Genomic DNA, 23,135 nt, shown 5'->3' on the forward strand with positions numbered 1-23,135 from the left:
GGCGGAAAGCACGGGAAGATTGAGGAAAGCGGGAGATGGGCATCGGCCCCTGCGGCGTCAACCGCCCTAAGGCGTCAACCCCCTGGGGCCTTCGCGCCAGCTCAGTCGTTGGCGGGGGCGCCGCCCGAAGGCGGGATCACATCGCCGATGGTGGATTTCAGCGCCTTGACCTTCAGGCCCGGCGCCAGCTCCACATCCACATAATCGGCATCGACCTTGACCACCTTGCCGATGAAGCCGCCGCCGGTCAGCACCTGATCGCCCTTCTTGAGCGCTTCCAGCTTGGCCTTCTGCTGCTTTTGCTGCTGCATCTGCGGGCGCAGCAGGAAGAACCACATGACCAGACCCATGCCGATAAAGGGCAGGAATTGCAGCCAGGCGGGCGGGCTGTCAGCCGAGGCGGCGGCCAGCACGGGCAGGAGGGAAACGGTCATCGGGCGGTCTTTCGTGATGGAATCGGGATGGTCGCGGAAAGTCATGCTTCACGCGCGCAAAGCTCATGACGAGCCGCGCGCGGGGCACGCCCCCGGCCAGCGGCGGCGCCTAGCAGGCTTTCGCGCGCAAGGCAACGAAGCGGCCCGGCGAGCGGGGCAAGCGGTTGTGTTCGGGTATTTTTCCACAGGCATGCGCAGGGGCCGGATCATTTTTTGCAAAACAGGCGCTTGCCATCCGGGAAAGCCCCGCATATAGGGCGCCCTCCGGTCGGGACGTAGCGCAGCCTGGTAGCGCATCACACTGGGGGTGTGGGGGTCGGAGGTTCGAATCCTCTCGTCCCGACCAATTGAAAAAGCCGTTTCCTGCCCCGCGCAGGAAGCGGCTTTTTCAATTTGCGGCCCTCGAATTTGACGATCCGCGAACCGCAATTGACGGCGCCGTTTTTTCCGCCAACGTTGCGCACCATGAGCAACAAAGACATCGTGATCGTCGGCGGGGGCCATGCAGGTGCGCAATGCGCCATTGCCCTGCGCCAAGGGGGATTTACCGGCAGCATCGCGCTCATCGGGCGCGAGCATGAGCCGCCTTATGAGCGTCCGCCGCTCTCCAAGGAATATTTCGCCCGCGAAAAGACCTTCGAGCGACTCTATATCCGCCCGCCCCAGTTCTGGGTCGAGAAAGAGATCGAGCTGCTGCTGGGCGTGGAAGTCACCAAGGTCGATCCCGAAGCTCACACCGTCACCCTCTCCACCGGCGAGGACATCACCTATGGCCAGCTGGTCTGGGCGGCGGGCGGCGATCCGCGCCGCCTCTCGGGCGAAGGCGCCGATCTGGCGGGCGTCCATGCCGTGCGCACCCGCGAGGATTGCGACCGCCTGATGGGCGAGGTCGATGGCGGCGTGAAGAAGATCGCGGTGATCGGGGGCGGCTATATCGGGCTGGAGGCAGCCGCCGTGCTCACCAAGCTGGGCTGCCATGTCACCCTGCTGGAGGCCGCGCCCCGCGTGCTGGCCCGCGTGGCGGGCGAGGAACTCTCCGCCTTCTATGAAGCCGAGCATCGCGCCCATGGCGTCGATCTGCGCACCGGTGTCAGCGTGGCCGGGCTGATCGGCCAGGGCCGGGTGCGCGGCGTGAAGCTGGGCGATGGCACTGAAATCCCCGCCGACGCCGTGATCGTGGGCATCGGCATCATCGCCGCCGTGGCGCCGCTGATCGAAGCCGGCGCGATGGGCGCCAATGGCGTGGATGTGGACGAGCTGTGCCGCACCTCCCTGCCTGACATCTATGCCATCGGCGACTGCGCCAGCTTCGCTTGCGATTATGCGGGCGGCGCGGTGATGCGCGTCGAATCGGTGCAGAACGCCAACGATCAGGCCACCTGCGTGGCCAAGGCGATTCTCGGCAATCCGGCGCCCTATCGCGCTTTCCCGTGGTTCTGGTCGAACCAGTATGATCTGAAGCTGCAGACCGCAGGCATTTCGCTGGGCCATGACGCCACCGTGCTGCGCGGATCGCCCGAGGCGCGCGCCTTCTCGGTGATCTATCTGAAGGGCGGCAAGATCATCGCCATCGACAGCGTCAATGTGGTGAAGGACTATGTGCAGGGCCGCAAGCTGATCGAGGCCGGCGCCAGCCCCGATCCCGCGAAGCTGGCCGACACCGCCGTGCCGCTGAAGGAACTGCTGTAAGTCGAAATGCCGCGCCGGACACTGCTTCCGGCGCGGCATTTTCCTAACATCACCCATTCGGTTATTTTTCGAGATCCTGCCCGCCAAGAAGGATCTCACCCATGCCCCTGCTCGACACGCTGATCTCGCCGGTCTCCGCCCTGCTCGACCGCATCATCCCCGACAAGGCCCAGCGCGACGCCGCCAAGCTGCAGCTGCTGCAGCTGCAGGGCACGCAGGAACTCCAGACCCTGCAGACCCAGCTCTCCGCCATCGTCGCCGAGGCCAATTCCAACGATCCCTGGACCAGCCGGGCCCGCCCCAGCTTCCTCTATGTGATGTACATCATCATCCTCTGCGCGATCCCCATGGGCATGCTCTCGGCCTTCCGGCCCGATATGGCCAAAGCCATCGCCACGGGGATGAACGCCTATCTGGAAGGCATTCCGGACTCGCTCTACACGCTCTTCGGCAGCGGCTATCTGGGCTACACCGCCGCGCGCCAGTGGGGCAAGGCCAAGGGCACCGACAGGTAATGCAGGCCCCGCAAGGGCGGCTCCCCGCCCTTGCACCCCCGCCCTCTGCCTGTATGACGGACGAAACTCCCGAAACAGGTAGATACCATGAGCGACAGCACCTCCACCTCCGGCACCGTCTATGTTCTCAACGGCCCCAACATCAATCTGCTGGGCACCCGCGAACCACATATTTACGGTCACGAGACGCTGGCGGACATCAACGCGCGGCTGGTCGCTCAGGGCGAAACGCTGGGGCTGACGGTCAAGGCCCTGCAGTCCAACCACGAAGGCGTGCTGATCGACTGGCTCCACGAAGCCAATGCGACGGGGGCCAAGGCCGTGATCCTGAACGGCGGCGCCTACACCCACACCAGCCTCGCCATTCATGACGCGATCAAGGCCATCACCGTGCCGGTGATCGAGGTTCACCTCTCAAACCCCCACAAGCGCGAGGAATTCCGCCACAAGAGCTACATCGGCATGGCCGCGATGGCGACGATTGCGGGTTTCGGCGCAAGGTCCTATACGCTGGCCATCGATGCCGTGGCGGCGCTGTAAGGCGCGGGCCCGGCAAAAACCCTGCGCCTGCCCCTTGCCCCCCGGTTTCCACGGGCCTAGGGGCACGCGCTGATCTATTTTTCGCCAAGGGGACCCCATGAGCGACGACAACAACACGGGCCGCGACGGCAAGACCGGCGACCTGGGCATGAATATCGACGGCACGCTGGTGCGCGAACTGGCCGAGCTGCTGGCCGAAACCAACCTGACCGAGATCGAGGTCGCCGATGGCGCTCGCAAGATCCGCGTCGTGCGTGGCGCCCCCAATGTGGTGGCTGCCGCTCCCGTGGCCTATGCGCCCGCGCCGCTGGCCGCCGCGCCTGCCGCCGCTGCCCCGGCTGCCGCTGCCGAGCCCGCCTTCGATGGCAAGCCCGTGAAGTCGCCCATGGTCGGCACCGCCTATCTGGCCGCCGAGCCGGGCGCTCCCGACTTCGTCAGCGTGGGCAAGGCCGTGAAGGCCGGTGACACGCTGCTGATCGTGGAAGCCATGAAGGTGATGAACCCCATCACCGCCCCCACCGCCGGCACGGTCAAGGCCATCCTGATCGACAACGGCCAGCCGGTCGAATTCGACCAGCCGCTGGTGGTGATCGGCTAAGCCGACCATGGCCATCAAACGCATCCTGATCGCCAACCGGGGCGAAATCGCTCTGCGCATCCTGCGGGCCGCGCATGAAATGGGCATCGAGACGGTGGCGGTCCATTCCACCGCCGACGCCGATGCCATGCATGTGCGCCTGGCCACCAATGCCGTGTGCATCGGGCCGCCCGCCGCCAAGGACAGCTATCTCAACGTGGCCGCCATCATCAGCGCGGCCGAGATCACCGGCGCGGATGCGATCCACCCCGGCTATGGCTTCCTTTCGGAAAATGCCCGCTTCGCCGAAATCGTCGAAGCGCATGGCATCACCTGGATCGGCCCCAAGCCCGAGCATATCCGCACCATGGGCGACAAGGTCACCGCCAAGAAGACGGCGGGCGATCTGGGCATGCCGCTGGTGCCCGGTTCGGCAGGCGCGGTTTCGGATGTGGATGAGGCCCATGCGATCGCCGAGGAAATCGGCTATCCGGTGATCATCAAGGCGGCCAGCGGTGGCGGCGGGCGCGGCATGAAGGTGTGCAATGCACCCGAAGAGCTGGAAACGCTGATGCAGCAGGCCGGCTCCGAGGCGAAGGCCGCTTTCGGCGACGCCACGGTCTACATCGAGAAGTATCTCGGCAATCCGCGCCACATCGAATTCCAGATCTTCGGCGACGGCAAGGGTGAAGCCATTCACCTGGGTGAGCGCGACTGCTCGCTGCAGCGCCGCCACCAGAAGGTGCTGGAAGAGGCCCCCTCGCCCGTCATCACGCCGGAAGAGCGGGCGCGCATGGGCGGCATCGTGGCCAAGGCCATGGCCGACATGCAGTATCGCGGCGCCGGCACCATCGAGTTCCTGTGGGAAAAGGGTGAGTTCTACTTCATCGAGATGAACACCCGTCTGCAGGTGGAGCATCCCGTCACCGAAGCCATCACCGGCCTCGATCTGGTGCGCGAGCAGATCCGCATTGCCGACGGCCAGCCGCTGTCGGTCCGCCAAGAGGATGTCGAATTCCGTGGCCATGCCATCGAATGCCGCATCAACGCCGAGGATCCCTGGACCTTCGCGCCCTCGCCCGGTCTGGTGGAGCATTATCACGCCTCGGGCGGGTTGAATGTGCGCGTGGATAGCGGGCTCTATGCCGGTTACCGCATCCCGCCCTACTACGATTCGATGATCGCCAAGCTGATCGTCTATGGCCGCACGCGTGAGGGCTGCATCATGCGCCTGAAGCGCGCTCTGGAAGAGATGGTGATTCAGGGGCCGAAGACCTCGATCCCCCTGCATCAGGCTCTGCTGCAGGAGCCCGACTTCCGCAGCGGTGATTACACCATCAAGTGGCTGGAAGAGTGGTTGGCCAAGAAGGTCAATTAAGGAAAGAGAAGTGCGAGGGGGTTACCCCCTCGCGCTCCCATGACGTCTCCCGACGATAAGGCAGCGGCATCCCAAGGGTGCGCGACCTTCCCACGGGCACAGAAAAGGCGCCGCAGGCAGGAATGCCCGGGCGCCTTTTCTCGTTTGGAGGCCTGCGGCGCTGCAAGCTGGGCGCAAGGCCGAACCCATGGCGCAACGTAGACATTAAAGGGAGCGCGAGGGCGATGGCCCTCGCATCTTCCCTTTTAACCCCTTGAAAACATCAAACCTCCAACGGCACGCCCGGAATATGCTTCGAGGTGCGGATCGTCAGCGAAGTCTTAACGCTTGCAACGTTAGGCGCGGGTGTCAGCTTGCTGGTCAGGAACTCCTGGAAGCTCTGCAGGTCGCGGCTGACGATTTTCAGGATGAAGTCGATTTCGCCATTGAGCATATGGCATTCGCGCACTTCGGGAAGCTGGCGAACGTGATCTTCGAACTGCCTCAGCGAGTCTTCGGCCTGACTCTTCAGGGACACCATGGCGAAGACGGTGATGGCGAAACCCAGCTTGGCAGCGTCGAGTTCGGCGTGGTAGCCGCGAATCACGCCCATTTCCTCCAGCGCGCGCACGCGGCGCAGGCAGGGCGGTGCGGTGAGGCCGACGCGCTGCGCCAGTTCGACGTTGGTTACGCGCCCTTCGTCCTGCAGCTCGGCGAGCAGCCGGCGATCGATCTGGTCCAGATTGGCCATAAACCTCGTGAAAACCCCACCCTATGCAAAATGCAGGATTAGCCTACATTGGAGGAAACAAACGCTGCCTGCGTTGCGGCAGCTGATAATAATATTGTCTATGCCCGCAATCGTCCCGCTTTGCAACGTGCTCTGCGATGGGTCTTTCGCCTTATGGCCAAGCTGCTAGGCAAGGTCATGACGGAGGCTGAGGCGGGATATGCCCCGGCTTTGTCGCGTTGGCATTCGGCTCCGCCGCGTTGGCATCGCCGTAACCAAATGCGTTGTAATCATATGGGCTGCTTGCCCCCAGAGGTGCTTCGAATCGCTTGATGCTCTATGATGATCGCCTTGCCACGGTGTTGCGGCTGGTCCCGATGGGGGCCAGTGTCGCGCGCATTCAGCTGCGGCAGCTGATCGATCTGCTGGGCACCATGCCGGCGGAGGCGAGCGGCCCGCTGGTGGATAGCGCCTATCAGCGGCTGGGCGAACTCGCGGCGAAGATCCCGGCAACGGACCGCGCGCGGATGCTGGGCCAGCCGGGGCAGCGCCTGCGCTCGCCGCGCCTGATGGCGGCGCTGTGCGGCATGGAGCCTGCCGTGGCGTCGGCGGCGATCCGCTCGGCGGAGCTGGGCGATGAACAATGGCTGGATCTGATCCCCGCCCTGCCCCTGCATGCGCGCGGCACTCTGCGCGAAAGGGCCGATCTGCCGCCTCGCGCCCGCACTTTGCTGGCACGGCTGGGCATTGCCGAAAGGGGCCTGCCCGCGCCCGAAGAGCCTGTCCCTGAAGAGGTTATCGCACCTCAACAGGCCGAGCCGATCATCGCGCAGCCTGCCCCGCTTGAACGGGTGGCGGAACGTCCCACGGTCGAACCGCAGCCCCCAAGCTTTCTGGGTCAACCGGCTGAGGCCCCGCCGCCCGGTGACAGCAGCATCGGCGCCATCGTCCGCCGGATCGAGGCGTTCCGCCGCGCCCGCAACGCCACGCCTGCCACCGATGCGCCGCAACTGCCGCTCGATGGCGATGTCACGCCGTTCAACCCGATTCGCGCCTTCGATTTCACCAGCGACACCGAAGGCCGCATCACCTGGGCCGAGGGCGGCATGGCCCCCATGGCGGTCGGCCATCTGCTGGCCCATCATCCGGCGCTGGCGCTGGCGGTGCGGCAACATCAGCCCTTCCGCGCTATCACCATCGCGCTGGAGGGCGCTCAGGGCATCGCGGGTGACTGGCAGGTCGATGGCGTGCCGCGCTTCGATGCGCTGAGTGGTCGCTTCGTGGGCCATATGGGCCGCTTGCGCCGCCCGGTGGGCAATGAGGCGCAGAAGGCCCCGCCTTCCGGTGGGGGCGACCGGCTGCGTCAGGTGCTTCATGAGCTGCGCACGCCGGTCAACGCCATTCAGGGCTTTTCCGAGATCATCCAGCAACAGCTCTTCGGCCCCACGCCGCATGAATATCGCGCGCTGGCCGCCGTCATCGCCGCTGACAGCGCGCGCATGCTCGCCGGTTTCGAAGAGCTGGAACGCTTCGCCCGCCTCGACAGCGGCGCCATGGAACTGGCCAGCGGCGCCTGCGACATGGCCGAATGTCTCACGGTCGCGCTGGCCCGGCTGGCGCCTCAGGCGCGGGCGCGCGGGCTGCATATGGCGCTTGCGGGCGCAGAGGCCATCGTGCCCGTCGCCCTGCCCGCGCTGGAGGCCGAAAGGCTGGTCTGGCGCCTGCTCGCCGCGCTTTCCAGCCATGCGGTGGCGGGCGAGCAGCTGACGGTCTCGCTCACGCAGGCGCCGGAGCAGGCCGGGGGCCAGATCACCATCGTCATGTCGCTGCCCGCCGCTCTGGCCGGGCTCGGCAATGTCGGGCTGTTCCATGCCGGCACCGGCGATGGTCATGGGTCAGGCGGCGCGCCATGGGCGGGCATGTTCGGCACCGGCTTCGCCCTGCGCCTTGCCGCCGCCGAGGCGCGCGCGGCAGGTGGCCGCCTGCTGCGTGAAAAAGATCGATTGTCATTACTTTTGCCGGGGTTGACCCGCATGCCGCTCGAACCTAGCGAAGACCATCCCGGCGACAAGGGACAGTCCGCAAGCTCAGCGGCCTGAGCGCGCCGGATGAGGCAAGATGTGGCAAGCCCTCGATTGAGCGACGCTCCGGCTCCCGATGCTCTGGTGCGTTTCAGGGATGGCATGGGCCAGCGCTTCCTGCTGACCGTGGACACCGAGGAAGAATTCGACTGGACCCAGCCGCTGCGCGCCAGCGGCCACACCGTGGATACGGTGGGCTGGATCACCAAGTTTCAGGAGTTCTGCGGCGGCTTCGGCGTGGTCCCGGTCTATCTGATCGACTATCCCATCGCCACCTCGCCGCTGGCCGCCGAGGTGCTGCGCGAACCGCTGGCGCAGGGCAAGGCCGAGGTGGGCGTGCAGCTGCACCCCTGGGTCAACCCGCCGCATGAGGAAGAGGTCAACCAGCACAACAGCTTCGCGGGCAATCTGCCCTATGAGCTGGAGCGCGCCAAATTCATGCATCTGCATGAGACGATCCAGCGCAATTTCGGCGTGAAGCCGCTGATCTACCGCGCCGGGCGCTATGGCACCGGGCCCAACACCGCCGCCATTCTGCAGGAAGCGGGCATCGCCATCGACACCTCGGTGCGCTCGCGCTTCGATTATTCGCCGGGCGGCGGGCCCGATTACAGCCATCTGGGCCTGCGCCCCTGGTGGGTGGATGAGGCGCGCACGCTGATGGAGCTGCCGCTGACCTCGGTCTTTGCGGGCGGCATGCGGCGCTGGGGGCAGAGCCTGTTTCCGGCGGTGTCGCGCATGGGGCGGATGCAGGGGCTGATGGCGCGGCTGCGCCTGCTCGACCGCATTCCGCTCACCCCCGAGGGCGTGACCATCGCCGAGGCCTTGCGCGCGGTGGATCTGGCGGTGGCGGCGAAGCTGCCGGTGGTGGTGCTGTCGTTCCACAGCCCCTCGCTCAGCCCGGGCTACACGCCCTATGTGCGCACGGCGGGCGATCTGGACCGCATGTATGACTGGTGGCGCGCGGTGTTCACGCGGCTGATCGCGGCGCGGGTGAAGCCGACATCGGTGAAGGAAATCATGGAATCGGTGGTGCTTGCCTAGCGCGCCTCTCGCCGCTAACGGACATGCACCGGTGGGGCCTGTAGCTCAGCGGTTAGAGCTGGCCGCTCATAACGGCTAGGTCGCGGGTTCGAATCCTGCCGGGCCCACCAACGCCTTTGCAAGCGCCTGAAAAAGCGCAGGGCGTCGCAAATCAGCGCGTGCCATACGTCTGCTGTGAAGCAAGCCGATCTTCACCAATCGCCATGGATGGTCTAAACCCGCCCCCATGACGAGGCCAAACAAGGCCATGCATGGAGAGACACTTGAGCGCAGCGCTGGACAGCTTCAACACGACTCTGGCCCATCTGCTGCTGCCGCATGGCCCGGCAGCGGCTGCCACGGCCAGCAGCTATGCGCCGGGCGACTATTCGATCCATTTCTTCCTCCAGCTGGCGATCATCATTCTGGCCTGCCGCGTGGTCGGCTGGATCGGTGAGCGCTTCCTGGGCCAGCCGCAGGTGGTGGGGGAGATGATCGCCGGGGTGCTGCTGGGCCCCTCGCTGCTGGGGCTGATCTGGCCCGATCTGCAACTGGCGATCTTTCCCAAGGAAACCAAGAACGTCCTTTACGCCGGATCGCAGCTGGGGGTCGCGCTCTACATGTTCCTGGTGGGGCTGACCCTGCGGCTCGATCATTTCGAATCGAAAGCCCGCAGCGCCGCGGCCGTCTCGGCCTCGGGGGTGATCGCGCCCTTTCTGATCGCCGCGGGTTTCACGCCCTTTCTGCTGCGCGTGCCCGGCCTGTTCGCCCCCACCGTCAGCACCGCCAATGCCACGCTGTTCATGGGCGCCTGCATCGCGCTGACCGCCTTTCCCATGCTGGCGCGCATCATCAATGAGCGTGGTCTGGCGGGCAGCCCGCTGGGCACGCTGTCCCTCTCGGCGGGGGCTTTCGACGATGCCGCCTCATGGTGCGTGCTGGCGATCGTGCTGGCCACCTTCGGCGGCGGCCCGGGCGTGGCCATTCTGGCGATTGGCGGCGCGGTGCTTTACGCCGGTTTCCTGCTGCTGTTCGGGCGGCGGATGCTGGCCCCGCTGGGCCGCGCCGTGGAGGCGGAGGGCAGCATGAGCATGGGCGTGCTGGCGATCACGCTGATGGCCTTCTGCCTGTCGGCCTTCATCATGGACGCCATCGGCATTCACGGCATCTTCGGCGGCTTTATTCTGGGCGTCTTCATGCCGCGCGGGCTCTTCGCGCAGGAGCTGAAGGCCAAGGTCGAGCCGGTGGCGGTCGTGCTGCTGCTGCCGATGTTCTTCACCTATTCGGGGCTGAACACGCGGCTCGACATGGTGAACTCGCCCTCGCTGCTGCTGATCGCGCTGGGCATTCTGGCGGCCTCCATCGCCGCCAAATTCGGCGCCTGCTACATCGCGGCGCGGCTGTGCGGAGAGGACAAGCCCACCGCGCTGGGGATCGGCGCGCTGATGAACTCGCGCGGGTTGATGGAGCTGATCATCATCAACATCGGCCTGCAAAAGGGCATCATCGGGCCGACGCTGTTTTCCATGCTGGTGCTGATGGCGATTGTCACCACCATGATGGCCAGCCCGCTGTTCGAGCTGGTCTATGGCCGCAGGGCGCGCGAAAGCGGCGTGTTGGGGAGCGTGGGAGCGGTCAGCCCTCAAGTTTGAACAGGCGGTCCAGCGACCAGGCTCCGCCGCCCCGCGCGATCAGGGGCAGCAGCAGCCCTGCCCAGCTCAGATGGGTGGGCCAGGCATCGGGATAGACGAAGATCTCGATCACGCCGGTCATGCCCAGCAGGGCCAGCGCGGCGGGGCGGGTGAACAGGCCCGGCACCAGCAGGATGGGGAAGAGATGTTCCGAGTAGGTGGCGATATGCGCGGCCACCACCGGATTGGCGAAAGGCAGCGCATAATCGGTGCGGAACAGCTCATAGGTGGCATCGGTGATGGTCAGCAGACCCTCCACCTTGGTGCGGCCCGAGAGGAAGAAGATCGCGGCGATGCCCAGCCGCGCGACAAGCAGCAGCGCCGCCTCGGGGATCAGGCGGGTCGCCCCGGCGCAGGCCCGGCGATAGAGGGAAAGCAAGGGTGTCATGAGGCCGGCCTTTCGGATCACGGACAAACGCCGCCGGGTCGTCCCCCCGGCGGCGCTCGGACATCGCGGGGGGGCCCTCAGGCCTTGGGGGTCAGCGAACCCATGCCCTTGGGCGTCTTGATCGCGGTGCAGGTGCCGGCCTTCACCAGCTTCCAGGCGTCGCCCTGATAGTTGGTCTTCGAGGTGCCCGCGCAGGTGGTGCCCGCCCCGGCCTTGCAGTCATTGTGCCCGGCCAGCGCCACGCCATAGCATTTTTCCATAGGCTGCTTGGCGCCATCGGCGGCCTGAGCGGCGCCGGCGGTCAGGGTGAGAGCGAAAGTGGCGGCGAAAGCGGCATGGGTACGGTTCATGAGATGTCTCCTGTTCGAATGGGGGTGCGCAAGGCGCCCCGTCATGGCAGCGCCTTGCGCCGATCCGACCGGATGGGAACGGCGGATCATGCCCTGACTTACGCAGGCCGGACCGCGCCGGTTACACGCAGGCCATCAGGAAAAATTTTTCAGCCGCCGGAAAAAAGGCTGTAACCAGTCCTCCTCTTGCACCGTAACCCCTGCCGGAGGGCGCATGCAGGCAAGCGAAGCACAGTTGAAGGCATGGATGATCGCGGGGCTCGGAGGCGATGCCACGGCGCATGAACTACTGCTGCGCGCGCTGGTGCCGCTGCTCACCGCCTTCTACCGCCGCCGGATGCGTGACGCGGACAGCGATGTCGAGGATCTGGTGCAGGAAACGCTGATCTCGGTCCATGGCAAGCGCGCCACCTATGACCGCGACCGGCCCTTCACCGCCTGGCTCTATGCCATTGCGCGTTACCGGCTGATCGATCATGTGCGCCGCCGCCGGCTGTCCGTGCCCATCGAGGATGTCGAAACCATCCTGATGACCGAGGGCTTCGAGGAGGCGCTGGCCGCCCGCATGGATGTCGAGGCGCTGCTCTCCACCCTCTCGCCCAAACAGGCGCGCGCTATCCGCGACACGCAGGTCGAGGGGCTGAGCATCGCCGAAGCGGCCCAGCAGGCCGGTCTTGGAGAATCCGACGTGAAAGTATCTGTCCACCGCGGTCTCAAGGCGCTGGCCGCCCGCCTGCGGGGAGAAAGCCATTGAAGAACCGGGACATCAACACCGAGGATCTGATCCGCTCGCTCAGCCGCGATGTGCCCCGCGTGCCGCGCGGCGCGCTGGGGCGTCGCCTGGCTTTGGGCATGGTGGCGGGCGCGCTGGTGACGGCGCTGCTGGTGGCCGGCGTGCTTGGCATCAGGCCCGATCTGCACAGCGCGATGCATGGCTTCTCTTTCTGGATGAAATGGACCTACACCGCATCGCTGGGGATCGGCTCGGTGATGGCGGTGCTGCGCCTCGCCCGCCCCAACCCGCAAAGCCTGCGCGCGCTTTGGTGGCTCAGCGTGCCGGTGCTGCTGCTGGCCGGGATCGGCATCGGCGAGCTGGCCAGCACGCCTTCGCGCGCATGGCTGGCGATGTGGCTGGGGGCCAGCTGGAAGGTCTGCCCATGGCTGGTGCTGACCCTGGCCATGCCGATCTTTATCGGCCTGCTGTGGTCCTTCCGCCGCATGGCGCCCACGCGACTGCGGGAGGCGGGCGCGGTGGCGGGCCTTGCGGCGGGCGCATGGGCCGCCACCATCTATTGCCTGCACTGCCCCGAGGTTTCGGCGATTTTCGTGCTGACATGGTACAGCCTCGGCATTCTGCTGGCCGCTGGCATCGGCGCTTTGCTGGGCCCTAAATTGATGCGTTGGTAAGCGGTGTAACCAAAGCACGATCCCCTGCGTAGAAGGGATGCCAACAGGGCAAATCTTTCTTCAGGAGTTCGATGATGACCGCTTCCAAATCCGCCGTCAGCTTTGCCGCCGCCGCTGCGCTTCTGGCCCTTTCGGGCGCCGCCACCTCCACCCCCGCGCTGGCCAAGGGCAGCAGCTCCATGAAAGTCGAGTGCTTTGGCGTGAACGCCTGCAAGGGTCAGTCGGACTGCAAGTCGGCAGGCCACGACTGCAAGGGCATGAACGAATGCAAGGGTCAGGGCTTCAAGAGCGAAACCGCCAAACAGTGCAAGGCCGATGGCGGCAGCCTGACCGCGCCGAAGTAAGATACATGGCCCGGCCGCCGAGGGTGGCCGGGCCTCTTTTTCAGGAGGATGGGCATGGCTGCCTCTCACCGGTTCGGCCTCGGCCTGCGCAAGCCGCATTATGGCGATTTTCTCGATGGCGATGCCCCCGTGGCCGTCGATTTCGTCGAGGTGATTTCCGAGAATTTCATGGTGCCCGGCGGGCGCCCTCTCGACGTGCTGCGCCGCGTGCGCGAACGCCATCCGGTGGCGCTGCATGGCGTGTCCATGTCGCTGGGTTCCGCCGATGGTCTCGATGCGGACTATCTGCGCCGCCTGCGCAGTCTGGTCGATGCGGTGGAGCCGCTGTTCGTCTCCGATCACCTCAGCTGGTCGCGCATCGGCGGCTTCAATTCGCATGATCTGCTGCCCCTGCCCTATACGCTCGAAGCGCTGGAGGTGGTCTGCGCCAACATTCATCAGGCGCAGGAGGCTCTGGGCCGCACCATGCTGATCGAAAACCCCTCCAGCTATCTGACGCTGGATGGCGAGATGAGCGAATGGGCCTTCCTCGACCAGATCTGCGCGCGCACCGGCTGCGATCTGCTGCTCGATGTCAACAACATCGTGGTCAGCGCCGCCAACCATGGTTTTGATGCGCTGGCCTATCTGGCGGGCATTCCGGCGCAGCGGGTCAGGCAGATCCATCTGGCCGGGCACAGCCAGGGCCGCGATCTGCTGATCGACACCCATGACAAACCCGTGCCGCCCCCGGTCTGGGCGCTCTACCGCCGGGCGCTGGAACGCACCGGCCCCGTCGCCACCATGATCGAGCGCGACGATGACATTCCGCCGCTGGCCGATCTGCTGGAAGAACTGGACCTCGCCCGCCAGATCGCCACCCAGCCCGAAAGGGAAAGCGCATGAGCCTGATCGCCCTGCAAACCGGCCTGCGCGACTGGTTGACTGCCGAGCAAACGCCTGCCCTGCAGGCCCCGCGCGCCAAGGCAGGCCTCAGCGTCTATCTCAACACTTACCGCGCGCAATTGATGGCCTGCCTGAGCGAGAGCTATCCCACGCTCCACGCCTGGCTGGGCGACGATGCCTTCGCGGCCGCCGCGGCAACCCACATCGACGCTTCTCCACCCTCCAGCTGGACGCTCGACGCCTATGGGCTGGGCTTTCCCGCGACGCTGCGCGATCTCTACCCCCACGATCCCGAAGTCGGCGATCTGGCCGCCCTGGAATGCGCGCTGGCTCAGGCCTTTATCGCGCCGGACAGCCCGCCGCTCGATCCGGCCAGTCTTGCCGACATCGATTGGGACCGCGCCCGCTTGCGCCTGATCCCCGCCCTTACCCTGCTGCCCGCCAGCAGCAATGCCGGAGCCATCTGGTCCGCCATCGCGCAGGGCGAAACGCCGCCGCCAGCCCAGCTTCTGCCGCAACCCGGCGCCATCCTCATCTGGCGCGACGGCTTCACCCCCGCCTTCCGCACCCTTGAAACCGCCGAGGCCCGCGCGCTGGAAGCCTTGCGGGAAGGCTGCGATTTCGGCGCGCTCTGCGCCATGCTGGTCGCGCGCGAGGGCGAGACCGCAGGCCCCCGGATCGCCGGAAGCTATCTGGCGCAATGGCTCCGCGATGGCCTTATCGCGCAGATTTCCGACCATCCGCTGTAACCGCAAACCATGGCGAGACGTAGGCCTTCCCACACAAGGAGGCCGCAACCATGATCGATGCACCAAAGCTTCTCACATCCCCGCTCACCCTGCCGAAGGACTGGGCCGCGCTGCCGCTGCGCCTGATCATCGGCTTCGGCTTCATGCAGCACGGCTTCGCCAAGCTGGCGCGCGGGCCAGAGGCCTTCCCCGCCATCCTGCATGCGATGGGCATGCCCTTTCCGCATCTGCTGGGTTACGCCACCATCGCCGTCGAGCTGCTGGGCGGCTTCTGCATGCTGGCCGGGGCGCTGGTGCCGCTGGCCGCCATGCCGATGATCGTCGTGCTGGTGGTGGCCACCGTCACGGTGCATTGGCCCAATGGCTTCAGTTCGATCAAGCTCATGTCCTTCGACGGCGCGGGCGCCCATTTCGGCCAGCCGGGCTATGAGACCGACCTGCTCTATATCGCGGGCATTCTGGCGCTGTGCCTGACGGGGGCCGGCCCTGTCTCGGTCGACCGGTTTCTGGTCCGGCTCTGGCGCCGCAACGCCCCTGGTCATGGGTAATTTGCACTATATGGGCGCGAAAGGGTGGCGGTATGGCCGATCAGGGCCTAAGCGCACCCCTATGCCCCGTCACCTGCCCTCCCCGCTGAAACGTCGTCATATCACCGTTGCGCAAAGGCGCGTGGCCGCGCTGGCGGGGGCGGTGCTGCTCGGTCTGGCCGCCATCGTCTTCGCCCGCTTTGGCGAGATCGCGCAAAATCTGTTCCTCAAGCTGGCGACGGCCTTTCCGCTGGCGCCCTTCCTGCTCACCCCCGCGATGTTTGCCGGCGTGGTCTGGATGACGCGCCGCTGGTGGCCTGCGGCGCGCGGTTCGGGCATTCCGCAGGTGATGGCCGCCAGCCATGATCCGGAAGGGCAGAAAAAGGGCGATCTCGTCTCGCTGCGCACGGCGCTGGCCAAATTCGCCTGCACGCTCGCCATGTTGCTGAGCGGCGGATCGGTGGGGCGCGAAGGCCCCACGGTGCAGATCAGCGCCGCGCTGATGGTGGCGGTGCATCGCTGGCTGCGCGTGCCGGTTTCGGCCGGAATCATCATCGCGGGCGGCGCGGCGGGCGTGGCGGCGGCCTTCAACACGCCGCTGGCCGGTGTCGCCTTCGCCATCGAGGAGCTGGCCTCCGCCTTCGAGCAGAAGGTCGCGGTGCTGGTGATGGCCGCGGTCATGATCTCGGGCCTCGTCAGCCTGGGCCTGACCGGGGACTATGTCTATTTCGGCGCCATGAGCGGCGCCATGCCGATTGGCACCATGCTGATGGTCGCGCCGATCGCGGGCATTCTGGGCGGGCTTGCAGGCGGCGGCTTTTCCCGCAGCCTGATCGCCATGGGGCAATCGCAGAACAGTGTTCTGGTGAGGGTCCGCGCGCGCCCGATCCTGCTGGCGGCGGTTTGCGGCCTGGTCGTCGCCGCCACCGGCTGGCTGAGCCACGGGCTGAGCTGGGGCACCGGCTATGAGACCACCCGCCATCTGCTGATGGGCCAGCAGGCCCCTGTCACCTTCGGTCCGGCCAAATTCATCGCCACGCTGGCCACCGCGCTCAGCGGCGCGCCGGGGGGTATTTTCGCGCCATCGCTGTCGGTCGGGGCCGGGCTTGGCCAGTTGATCGCCATGCTGTTTCCCGGCGGTTCGGCAGGCGCCATCGTGCTGCTGGGCATGGTCGGCTATTTCACCGGCGTGGTGCGCGCACCGATGACCTCGGTGATCATCATGATGGAGATGACGGCGGACCGCACCATGATCCTGCCGCTCTTCGCCACGGCGCTGATCGCCGACGCCGTGAGCGGCAGCGTCTGCCGCGAGAAGCTCTATCACGCCCTTTCGCGCCCCTTTATGGCGTGATGCAGGGTCTCACCCCACAACCATCGGAAGGCTCCCATGGCCGAGAAATTCGAACGACACCGCCAGCCCTGGACCGCCGCCGAAATCCAGAAGCTGCACACGCTGGCGAAGAAAGGCATGGCCCTGAAAGCCATCGCCAAGGCGCTGACCCGCAGCGAGGAATCGGTGAAGGACCGCGCCAAGAATGACGGGTTGAGCATCGCCAAGCTGCGCTGAGCAAGCCGGGACCGGGGGCATGCCCCCGGCGTCTCAGGCCTCGAAGGCGGTGGAGCGCGACAGGGAGTCCCACCGGGTGAGCTCGGCCTTCATGCTCGCCAGCTTGGCCTCGACCAGCCCCAGCGCATCCTCGCCCAGAAACAGGCGGGTGGGCGGATGCTCTGCCGCCACCAGCGCCAGCAGGGCCTGCGCCGCCCTGGCGGGATCGCCCGGCTGGTTGCCGCTCTTGGCCTGCCGCGCGGCGCGGATCGGGTCCATCACCGCGTCATAATCACCGATGCTGCGCGGCGTGCGGTCCATCGAGCGCCCCGCCCAGTCGGTGCGAAACTGCCCCGGCGCCAGAGCGGTGACATGGATGCCCAGCCCCGCCAGCTCCTTGCCCAGCGACTCCGAAATACCCTCCAGCGCGAATTTGCTGCCGCAATAAAAGGCGATGCCCGGCATGGTGATGAAGCCCCCCATCGAGGTGACATTGACGATATGCCCCTTGCGGCGCGCCCGCATGCCCGGCAGCACCGCCTGGATCATCGCCACCGGCCCGTAGACATTGGCGGCGAACTGACGCTGCAGATCGTCGAGCGAGGATTCCTCCAAAACGCCCTCATGGCCGTAACCGGCATTGTTCACCAGCACGTCGATGCCGCCCAGCTGCTGCTCGATGCGCGCCACGGCTTCGGGGATAGCGTTGAAATCGGTGACATCGAGCAGCAGCGGATGGGCATGTTCGGGATGCAGCGCGGCGAAAGCCCCGGCATCCTGTGGGCGGCGGACGGTGCCGATCACACGGTGGCCAGCCTCCAGCGCGCCTTGCGCAAAGGCCCGGCCCAACCCCGAGCTGACGCCGGTGATCAGGAAGGTCCTGGAAAGGGGAGCGGACATGATCTAACTCCTGCATGACAGTTTAACTATATCGTGATATAGATAATGCCATGACGATCGACAAGACCAAAACCGTCAAAAGCCGGGGCGAGCCGGTGCGCCAGGGCATCATCGACGCTGCCGAGCGGCTGTTGCGCCAAGGCAAGGCGGAGTTTTCGATGCGCGATCTGGCCGCCGAGGCGCAGGTCAGTTTCGCCACGCCTTTCAACCATTTCGGCAGCAAGGCGGCGATCATGCAGGCGCTTTCCGCCCGGCGGATCGACGAGATGCAGGCGCGCTATCTGGCCGCCCGCCCGGATGGTGACGCCCACGCCCGCGTGCTGGCCGCCATCGCCATCGCCGCCGGGGTGATGCTGGAGGAAGCGCGGGTCAATCGCGTGGTGATGGGGTGGCTGGGCACGCCGGTCACCGTGCCGGGGCCTTTGGAGCAGTCGAGCGCGCTGTGGGCGCTGGCGCTGGGCGATGGCGACGGATTGAGCGCAGATCGCGCCCAACAATTGCCCCGGCAGCTGGCTTTCGGCTTTCGCGGCGTGCTGTCGTTCTGGACGGCGGGCGAATTGCCCGACGAAGAGCTTGCCCCGCAGGCGCAGGCCGTGGCGGCCACCGTGCTACGCGGCTTCGCCTGACCCGGCTCCCTGCCCCGGCGTGAACCGCCCGAGTCCCTCGGTGGCATCGCGCGTGGCATCGCGGCGAACCGGATACATTGTGCATTCCTATCGATACACAGAGGATTTGTCCCCTTGTGCCGTCAGGGCCTTTCAAGCACCATCCCCTCGAGAAACGAAATGGGGTGAAGATCATGACAGACATCAGCTTCAGCACGCCGGCGAAACTGCTGGCCTTTGACGGGCAGCAGGGTGGCGAAGCCGGTTTTCGCGACAGTTCGGTCGATGAAGGCACGCTTGGCCGACTGGTCGGCATCGTGATGGCGGCGGAACCCGCCGAGCGGTGGCGCTACGCCATCCAGACCGGGGAGCAATCCCGGCTGCGCGCCGAGCAAATCGCGACGCTGGCCGGTTCGCGCAGCTATGCGGACTGGCACGCCGGACAACTTTGATACGCCAGCTTTAAAGAACTGCGGGGAGGCATGGCGCCTCCCCGCCAGACACCGGATTTGGCTGACGATTACCCGGCCTTATGGCAGCTTGCCGCGGGAAGTGGCGAGAGCGGCGGCCTGTCCGTCATAGTCACCGGCAGGATGCGCCCGTCCGGCGCATAATGGATGGCATCGATCGCCACCTCGCGCGTGCCCTTGTAAGGCCCTGCCCCCGGCCCGCGTTCCCAGCGGTGATAGGCCATGAACCATTGATGGGTCGCCGGATTTTCCGCGAAGGCGTGATGGCCGGGCCCTTGATGGGTGGCGTCCGCCTGCAGGATCGCACCGCGATAGGTCCAGGGGCCAACCGGCGAGGTCGAGGTCGCATAGTGGACGGAATAGTCGGGCCCGTCGAAGTGGCCATGGCTGTAAGACAGGTAATAGATGCCCTTGCGCTCGTGAACGAAGGCGCCTTCGGTGAAATTGGGCGGCGTGGTGACGGGGATCTCATGGTCGATCTCCGTCATGTTGTGCTTCATTTCGAAGATGCGCAGCTTCGCGCCCGCGCTGCCACCGGCGTAGAGATAGGCTTTCCCGCTTTTGGGATCGACGAAGACCATCGGGTCGATCGCCTCGAAGCCGTTGCCGCCGGTCAGCAGGGGCTTGCCGCTGTCCGTGAAGGGGCCGTCCGGACGGTCGCCGACCGCCACGCCCAGACGGCTCGGCGTCGGGTTCTGCGGGCCGACGGAATAATAGAGGTAATAGCGGCCATTCGCCGCCGTCAGGCTGGGCGCCCACAGGCCGTGGCTGGCGGCGCCATCCGCCTTGATCCAGTCGATCCTGTCCATCTCCAGCAAAGGCTCGGACTGGCGCCAGTGCTGCAGATCGGAGGACGACCAGGCGTAGAAGCGCGAGGCGGCAAAGCCATCCTTCGGGTCAAGCGCATTGGTCGGATAGACCCACCACCGGCCACAAAGCGCGACCATATCGGGATCGGCGCCCGTGAAGACCGGGTTGGTCGGGCTGGCCGCAGTCTGCGCTGCCGCAGTCTGGGCCGCTGCAGTCTGGGCCTGGGCCGGAGCCGCCGCCATGCTCAGCAGAGCCACGGCAAGAAGGGGGAAGCGCATCGCGCAAGGCCTCGCAAAAAGATGGCCGGGAGCCAGAAGGCGCCCGGCCAGTGGGGGGAGGGACTTATCAGAGACGGAACCGCGCGCCGATCGAATAGGTCGTGTCGTCGAAGCGGATGTCGTGCGGGTTGGCCGGGTCACCGTAGAAGCTGCGGTACGGCGTCCTGGTGATGTTGGTGCCGTCGAAGGTCAGCGTCACGTTCTTGGTCAGGTCATAGCCGATGCTGAAATCGAGGCGGCCCGCGGCGCGCACGCCATTCAGGAAGGTGCCCTGATTGACCGGACGCAGATTGACCGAGGTGGTGTTGTCGCCATCCATATATTGCGAGCGGTGGTTGTAGACCAGGCGCGCCGACAGGCCGTACTTTTCGTAAATAAGGCCGGCATTGTAGTTATACTTGGAGACGCCGAGCAGCGGCTGGCCATACAGGCTGTCGCTGCGTGCGGTCACCTTGCTGTCGGCCAGCGTGAAGTTGCCGTAGATGCCGAAACCGGAGAGCGCGCCGGGCAGATAGTCGAAGAAATATTGCGCGCTCGCCTCGATGCCCTTCAGCTTGGCCGAGCCAAGGTTGCGCGGCGTCTGGATCAGATAATTGATCCCGGCGATCTGCGTGAGCACGCCGGTGGTGATGACGCGCCCCTTGATGTCCTTCTGGTAGACGCCCAGCGAAATCGCGTTCGACTTGCCGAAGTAATATTCGGCGATCGCATCGAATTCATTCGCCGTCTGCGGCTTGAGGTCCGGGTTGCCCTGCGAACCGCCGTTCTGGATGTTGGCGTTGGTGGACACGGCATAGCTCAGGCCCGGATTGAGCGAGCCGAAATCAGGCCGCGACAGTACCTTGGCATAGCTGGCGCGCAGCTGCAGGCCGCCACCCAGCTTCAGGCGAGCGCTGAAATTGGGCAGGAAATCGGTGTCGCTGGTGGTGCGGCTGACGGGGACCAGCGTGGTCGTGCCGTTCGGATTGGTGACCGTGCCCGTGCCGGCAATGGTGCGGTCCGTGCGGGAGATGCGCAGGCCGACCAGGCCGTCCAGCGCGATCGGGCCGCCCAGATCGATGCCGTATTTGGCCTGCACGTAGCCGGAATAGGTGCTTTCGCGGGCATGGAAGCTGCGCGCCGGATCATAGGGCTGGTCGCCGGTCGGCTGGCCGAAGATGGTGAGCAGGCGATCCTCGACCCCGCGGTCGAGCAGCACATCCGTGCCCGGCTGCAGCCAGGACTGGCCGCCATAGATGCGCGGCACGCCGGGGACCGGCTGCAGGAAGTTGGCGGGCAGCCCCTGCCCGTCGATCGGCGTGACATAGCCGCCGCCGGGCGCGCCGGGGTTGACGATCACATCCTTGAAGTCACCCACACGGCCAGCATAGCGCGCGCCGACCTGAATCTCCTTCAGGATGCCGCCCACCTCATATTTGGTGTTGAGCGCGGTGGCGAACAGCGTGCCGGTCGATTTGGAGCGCTCGTCATACAGGCCGTTGGTGAAGGTCCAGCCGCCCTGCTGCCCCAGCGGATTGCCGGGCGCGGAGAAGTTCACGCCGCCATCGTCATTGGTGGTGACATCGAGCTGCGGGATGTTCTTGCCGATGTCGATGATGAAGGTCTTGTTGCGATAGGTCGATTTTTCATACGACACGTCGAGATCGGCGTGGAAACGGTCCTGATCGAACTTCATGCCGCCGCCGAAGATCAGATCATCGGTGCTTTGCTTATGCGCCTGATTGCTGGTGAAGCCGCGACCGTTGAGGGCGGTGTAGGAGGTGGCGTTGCACAGATGCTCGATCCCGCCATTGGGGTTGTAATAGCCGTCCGTGCCGACCTGATAGTCGTTGCACTTGTTGCTATCGACCTTGAGGTTGGTGATGCTGCTGCCCGGCGCATAGGCGTCGTTGATGATGAAGGCGGTGGAGGAGGTGTTGCGGTAGCCCGCCCACAGCCCGTCGGCATAGACCTGCAGATGATCGCTCGCCTGCCACTGGAACGAGCCATTGACCTGCGGGCGCGAATAGGTGCCGAACTGGTTGAGGCCGCCAACGCCGGTGGGCATCAGCGCGCCCTGCGAGCCGGTGCCCGCATGATGGTTGCCCGAGCGCATCAGATCGTCGAAGGCCACCGGGCGATCGAACTTGGTGCGCGAATAGGAGCCGCTCAGCAGGAAGCCCATTTCACCGACATCGGTGTCAAAACGGTCCGCAATCAGCAGGCTGACGGCGGGATAAACCTGCTCCAGATTGCTGGAGCGCGACAGCTTGGCGCTGCCCGCCAGCGTGAATTTCTTGAAATCGAACGGACGGTGCAGGTCCATGTTGATGACGCCGGCGACGCCGCCCTCGATCATGTTCGCGCTGTTGTTCTTGTAGACCTGCGCGCCGGCCAGCGCCTCGGCGGGCACGTCCTGGAACGAGAAGCCACGGCCCGCGCCGGTGAAGACCTCGCGCCCGTTCAGCGTGGTGAGAATATCGCCGAGGCCGCGCACCAGCGGGTTCACGATCTCATTGTTGTCGCCGACGGACACCTGCACGCCCGGCACGCGCTGCAGCGCGGCGGCGACGGTAGGATCAGGGAACTTGCCGATGTCCTGAGCGACGATGGCATCGACGATCTGGTCGGAATTGCGCTTGATGGTCTCGGCGGCCTTCATGGAGCTGCGGATGCCGCTCACAATGATCTCCGGCGTGTCAGCGGCAGGGGCCTGCGCGGCTTCGGCGGGGGCCGGAGCACCTTGCGCATGAGCATTCGCGGCCACGAGCCACATCGCGGCAAACGACACCGAGCACAGGAAATTCTTCCGATTGGTCATCTTTACAACACCCTCCCTTGTTCCGGCCTTCGGCTCGGAGATTCGCCACCAGTCCGCTTTCGTCGCGGCCGCGTGGCAGGTTGAGGTCGCATTTATACGACAATTACTCTCCCGCCAAGGGGGTGTTGCTCACTTATTTCAATTATTCCGCCAGAAGGATTGCAGCCCTTGCCGACACGCCTTCACGGAAGGCTGCGCGCAGCGCCTATTCGCGATCAAGATCGATGAGGGATGCTTGTTGATTCTTGCGCAATCAAACGATTTCATTGAGCCATCGGCCCTGTTGATCATCGTGAAACCAGGTCACTTCAGGCCTGATCGCCGCATGTTTTGCTTTTGCGCACAACCTCTGGATTCAGTTCGGGCAGCGAACGCCATATCAGTCCGAAGCACTCGCCAGACCGGGAAAGTATTATCATACATTTTTCGCCGTCAG

The 23,135-nt window shown here is 65.6% G+C and carries 25 protein-coding genes and 2 tRNA genes; 20 read left to right on the top strand and 7 right to left on the bottom strand.

The window, feature by feature from the left end; all coding sequences use genetic code 11:
* Positions 1–101: 101 nt before the first annotated feature.
* Complete coding sequence (yajC, locus tag SR3_RS03430) at positions 102–434, bottom strand: preprotein translocase subunit YajC (protein ID WP_068080881.1); 333 nt, start codon at positions 432–434, stop codon at positions 102–104.
* Between the two features lie 269 nt (positions 435–703).
* Between yajC and SR3_RS03435 the strand changes: the two genes are divergently transcribed.
* From SR3_RS03435 to accC, 6 genes are all read left to right on the top strand, one after another.
* Positions 704–780: transfer RNA gene (locus SR3_RS03435), tRNA-Pro, on the top strand.
* Between the two features lie 119 nt (positions 781–899).
* Positions 900–2,123, top strand: a complete 1,224-nt coding sequence (locus SR3_RS03440) for an NAD(P)/FAD-dependent oxidoreductase (protein WP_068080753.1) — start codon at positions 900–902, stop codon at positions 2,121–2,123.
* A 101-nt stretch (positions 2,124–2,224) separates the two neighbouring features.
* Entirely contained in the window at positions 2,225–2,638 is a 414-nt protein-coding gene (locus SR3_RS03445) for a holin family protein (protein ID WP_068080760.1), read from the top strand.
* Positions 2,639–2,725: 87 nt separating this feature from the next.
* Positions 2,726–3,178 (top strand): type II 3-dehydroquinate dehydratase, encoded by a 453-nt coding sequence (aroQ, locus tag SR3_RS03450; protein WP_068080762.1) that lies wholly within the window; start codon positions 2,726–2,728, stop codon positions 3,176–3,178.
* 148 nt (positions 3,179–3,326) lie between these two features.
* Positions 3,327–3,776: an acetyl-CoA carboxylase biotin carboxyl carrier protein gene (gene accB / locus SR3_RS03455; protein WP_084454884.1), complete on the top strand. Its 450-nt coding sequence runs from the start codon at positions 3,327–3,329 to the stop codon at positions 3,774–3,776.
* Positions 3,777–3,783: 7 nt separating this feature from the next.
* The gene (gene accC / locus SR3_RS03460; protein WP_068080767.1) at positions 3,784–5,133 is read left to right on the top strand and encodes an acetyl-CoA carboxylase biotin carboxylase subunit; all 1,350 of its coding nucleotides are present in this window, start codon (positions 3,784–3,786) and stop codon (positions 5,131–5,133) included.
* Between the two features lie 262 nt (positions 5,134–5,395).
* Here the strand turns inward: accC and SR3_RS03465 are convergent, their stop codons facing one another.
* Positions 5,396–5,863, bottom strand: a complete 468-nt coding sequence (locus SR3_RS03465; protein ID WP_068080770.1) for an Lrp/AsnC family transcriptional regulator — start codon at positions 5,861–5,863, stop codon at positions 5,396–5,398.
* Between the two features lie 311 nt (positions 5,864–6,174).
* Between SR3_RS03465 and SR3_RS03470 the strand changes: the two genes are divergently transcribed.
* The 4 genes from SR3_RS03470 to SR3_RS03485 all read left to right on the top strand — a co-directional run bounded on the left by SR3_RS03470 (position 6,175) and on the right by SR3_RS03485 (position 10,598).
* Entirely contained in the window at positions 6,175–7,941 is a 1,767-nt protein-coding gene (locus SR3_RS03470; RefSeq protein WP_068080773.1) for a sensor histidine kinase, read from the top strand.
* A gap of 21 nt (positions 7,942–7,962) precedes the next feature.
* A complete protein-coding gene (locus SR3_RS03475) occupies positions 7,963–8,967 on the top strand; it encodes a polysaccharide deacetylase family protein (protein ID WP_407668143.1) in 1,005 nt (334 codons plus the stop codon).
* A 34-nt stretch (positions 8,968–9,001) separates the two neighbouring features.
* A tRNA-Ile gene (locus SR3_RS03480) sits at positions 9,002–9,077 on the top strand.
* A 153-nt stretch (positions 9,078–9,230) separates the two neighbouring features.
* Positions 9,231–10,598 carry a cation:proton antiporter gene (locus SR3_RS03485; protein ID WP_245653753.1) on the top strand — a complete coding sequence of 456 codons (1,368 nt, stop codon included), beginning with the start codon at positions 9,231–9,233 and terminating at the stop codon, positions 10,596–10,598.
* Here the strand turns inward: SR3_RS03485 and SR3_RS03490 are convergent.
* Together SR3_RS03490 and SR3_RS03495 are read right to left on the bottom strand one after the other, a co-directional pair.
* Positions 10,582–11,025: a DoxX family protein gene (locus SR3_RS03490; RefSeq protein WP_068080784.1), complete on the bottom strand. Its 444-nt coding sequence runs from the start codon at positions 11,023–11,025 to the stop codon at positions 10,582–10,584. The two genes, SR3_RS03485 and SR3_RS03490, sit on opposite strands and share 17 nt — an antisense overlap.
* Before the next feature lie 77 nt (positions 11,026–11,102).
* The gene (locus SR3_RS03495; protein WP_068080790.1) at positions 11,103–11,375 is read right to left on the bottom strand and encodes a BufA1 family periplasmic bufferin-type metallophore; all 273 of its coding nucleotides are present in this window, start codon (positions 11,373–11,375) and stop codon (positions 11,103–11,105) included.
* 214 nt (positions 11,376–11,589) lie between these two features.
* Between SR3_RS03495 and SR3_RS03500 the strand changes: the two genes are divergently transcribed.
* From SR3_RS03500 to SR3_RS03535, 8 genes are all read left to right on the top strand, one after another.
* On the top strand, positions 11,590–12,129 hold the full coding sequence (locus SR3_RS03500; RefSeq protein ID WP_068080792.1) for a sigma-70 family RNA polymerase sigma factor: 540 nt from the start codon (positions 11,590–11,592) through the stop codon (positions 12,127–12,129).
* Positions 12,130–12,140: 11 nt separating this feature from the next.
* A complete protein-coding gene (locus SR3_RS03505) occupies positions 12,141–12,782 on the top strand; it encodes a DUF1109 domain-containing protein (protein ID WP_068080882.1) in 642 nt (213 codons plus the stop codon).
* A 74-nt stretch (positions 12,783–12,856) separates the two neighbouring features.
* A complete protein-coding gene (bufA2, locus tag SR3_RS03510) occupies positions 12,857–13,126 on the top strand; it encodes a BufA2 family periplasmic bufferin-type metallophore (protein ID WP_068080885.1) in 270 nt (89 codons plus the stop codon).
* Positions 13,127–13,174: 48 nt separating this feature from the next.
* Positions 13,175–14,011 carry an MNIO family bufferin maturase gene (gene bufB, locus SR3_RS03515; protein ID WP_407668144.1) on the top strand — a complete coding sequence of 279 codons (837 nt, stop codon included), beginning with the start codon at positions 13,175–13,177 and terminating at the stop codon, positions 14,009–14,011.
* Positions 14,008–14,760: an HvfC/BufC family peptide modification chaperone gene (locus SR3_RS03520; RefSeq protein WP_068080797.1), complete on the top strand. Its 753-nt coding sequence runs from the start codon at positions 14,008–14,010 to the stop codon at positions 14,758–14,760. The genes bufB and SR3_RS03520 overlap by 4 nt, the downstream gene beginning before the upstream one ends.
* A 50-nt stretch (positions 14,761–14,810) precedes the next feature.
* Entirely contained in the window at positions 14,811–15,308 is a 498-nt protein-coding gene (locus tag SR3_RS03525; protein ID WP_068080798.1) for a DoxX family protein, read from the top strand.
* A gap of 61 nt (positions 15,309–15,369) precedes the next feature.
* Positions 15,370–16,641, top strand: a complete 1,272-nt coding sequence (locus SR3_RS03530) for a chloride channel protein (RefSeq protein ID WP_068080800.1) — start codon at positions 15,370–15,372, stop codon at positions 16,639–16,641.
* 36 nt (positions 16,642–16,677) lie between these two features.
* Complete coding sequence (locus SR3_RS03535; RefSeq protein ID WP_068080803.1) at positions 16,678–16,857, top strand: hypothetical protein; 180 nt, start codon at positions 16,678–16,680, stop codon at positions 16,855–16,857.
* Positions 16,858–16,890: 33 nt separating this feature from the next.
* On the opposite strand, the gene SR3_RS03540 is transcribed toward SR3_RS03535, so the two are convergent.
* Complete coding sequence (locus SR3_RS03540; protein ID WP_068080805.1) at positions 16,891–17,736, bottom strand: oxidoreductase; 846 nt, start codon at positions 17,734–17,736, stop codon at positions 16,891–16,893.
* 50 nt (positions 17,737–17,786) lie between these two features.
* On the opposite strand from SR3_RS03540, the gene SR3_RS03545 reads away from it, so the two are divergent.
* Positions 17,787–18,362, top strand: coding sequence for a TetR/AcrR family transcriptional regulator (locus tag SR3_RS03545; protein ID WP_068080807.1), 576 nt, complete (start codon positions 17,787–17,789; stop codon positions 18,360–18,362).
* Positions 18,363–18,535: 173 nt separating this feature from the next.
* Complete coding sequence (locus SR3_RS03550) at positions 18,536–18,793, top strand: hypothetical protein (protein WP_157098610.1); 258 nt, start codon at positions 18,536–18,538, stop codon at positions 18,791–18,793.
* 68 nt (positions 18,794–18,861) lie between these two features.
* Here SR3_RS03550 and SR3_RS03555 read toward each other — a convergent pair whose 3' ends face one another.
* Both SR3_RS03555 and SR3_RS03560 read right to left on the bottom strand, forming a co-directional pair.
* Positions 18,862–19,899 (bottom strand): family 43 glycosylhydrolase, encoded by a 1,038-nt coding sequence (locus SR3_RS03555; protein ID WP_068080816.1) that lies wholly within the window; start codon positions 19,897–19,899, stop codon positions 18,862–18,864.
* A 67-nt stretch (positions 19,900–19,966) separates the two neighbouring features.
* Positions 19,967–22,699 (bottom strand): TonB-dependent receptor, encoded by a 2,733-nt coding sequence (locus SR3_RS03560; RefSeq protein WP_084454881.1) that lies wholly within the window; start codon positions 22,697–22,699, stop codon positions 19,967–19,969.
* Positions 22,700–23,135 lie beyond the last annotated feature (436 nt).

This window comes from Novosphingobium rosa NBRC 15208, assembly GCF_001598555.1.
GTDB classification, from domain to species: Bacteria; Pseudomonadota; Alphaproteobacteria; order Sphingomonadales; family Sphingomonadaceae; genus Novosphingobium; species Novosphingobium rosa.

What these genes read in the sequence shown, in the direction of transcription:
- yajC (WP_068080881.1), bottom strand. Translation starts at nt 434, where the DNA reads ATGACCGTTTCCCTCCTGCCCGTGCTGGCCGCCGCCTCGGCTGACAGC.
- SR3_RS03440 (WP_068080753.1), top strand. Translation starts at nt 900, where the DNA reads ATGAGCAACAAAGACATCGTGATCGTCGGCGGGGGCCATGCAGGTGCG.
- SR3_RS03445 (WP_068080760.1), top strand. Translation starts at nt 2,225, where the DNA reads ATGCCCCTGCTCGACACGCTGATCTCGCCGGTCTCCGCCCTGCTCGAC.
- aroQ (WP_068080762.1), top strand. Translation starts at nt 2,726, where the DNA reads ATGAGCGACAGCACCTCCACCTCCGGCACCGTCTATGTTCTCAACGGC.
- accB (WP_084454884.1), top strand. Translation starts at nt 3,327, where the DNA reads ATGAATATCGACGGCACGCTGGTGCGCGAACTGGCCGAGCTGCTGGCC.
- accC (WP_068080767.1), top strand. Translation starts at nt 3,784, where the DNA reads ATGGCCATCAAACGCATCCTGATCGCCAACCGGGGCGAAATCGCTCTG.
- SR3_RS03465 (WP_068080770.1), bottom strand. Translation starts at nt 5,863, where the DNA reads ATGGCCAATCTGGACCAGATCGATCGCCGGCTGCTCGCCGAGCTGCAG.
- SR3_RS03470 (WP_068080773.1), top strand. Translation starts at nt 6,175, where the DNA reads ATGCTCTATGATGATCGCCTTGCCACGGTGTTGCGGCTGGTCCCGATG.
- SR3_RS03490 (WP_068080784.1), bottom strand. Translation starts at nt 11,025, where the DNA reads ATGACACCCTTGCTTTCCCTCTATCGCCGGGCCTGCGCCGGGGCGACC.
- SR3_RS03495 (WP_068080790.1), bottom strand. Translation starts at nt 11,375, where the DNA reads ATGAACCGTACCCATGCCGCTTTCGCCGCCACTTTCGCTCTCACCCTG.
- SR3_RS03500 (WP_068080792.1), top strand. Translation starts at nt 11,590, where the DNA reads ATGCAGGCAAGCGAAGCACAGTTGAAGGCATGGATGATCGCGGGGCTC.
- bufA2 (WP_068080885.1), top strand. Translation starts at nt 12,857, where the DNA reads ATGACCGCTTCCAAATCCGCCGTCAGCTTTGCCGCCGCCGCTGCGCTT.
- bufB (WP_407668144.1), top strand. Translation starts at nt 13,175, where the DNA reads ATGGGCATGGCTGCCTCTCACCGGTTCGGCCTCGGCCTGCGCAAGCCG.
- SR3_RS03520 (WP_068080797.1), top strand. Translation starts at nt 14,008, where the DNA reads ATGAGCCTGATCGCCCTGCAAACCGGCCTGCGCGACTGGTTGACTGCC.
- SR3_RS03525 (WP_068080798.1), top strand. Translation starts at nt 14,811, where the DNA reads ATGATCGATGCACCAAAGCTTCTCACATCCCCGCTCACCCTGCCGAAG.
- SR3_RS03530 (WP_068080800.1), top strand. Translation starts at nt 15,370, where the DNA reads ATGCCCCGTCACCTGCCCTCCCCGCTGAAACGTCGTCATATCACCGTT.
- SR3_RS03535 (WP_068080803.1), top strand. Translation starts at nt 16,678, where the DNA reads ATGGCCGAGAAATTCGAACGACACCGCCAGCCCTGGACCGCCGCCGAA.
- SR3_RS03540 (WP_068080805.1), bottom strand. Translation starts at nt 17,736, where the DNA reads ATGTCCGCTCCCCTTTCCAGGACCTTCCTGATCACCGGCGTCAGCTCG.
- SR3_RS03545 (WP_068080807.1), top strand. Translation starts at nt 17,787, where the DNA reads ATGACGATCGACAAGACCAAAACCGTCAAAAGCCGGGGCGAGCCGGTG.
- SR3_RS03550 (WP_157098610.1), top strand. Translation starts at nt 18,536, where the DNA reads ATGACAGACATCAGCTTCAGCACGCCGGCGAAACTGCTGGCCTTTGAC.
- SR3_RS03555 (WP_068080816.1), bottom strand. Translation starts at nt 19,899, where the DNA reads ATGCGCTTCCCCCTTCTTGCCGTGGCTCTGCTGAGCATGGCGGCGGCT.
- SR3_RS03560 (WP_084454881.1), bottom strand. Translation starts at nt 22,699, where the DNA reads ATGACCAATCGGAAGAATTTCCTGTGCTCGGTGTCGTTTGCCGCGATG.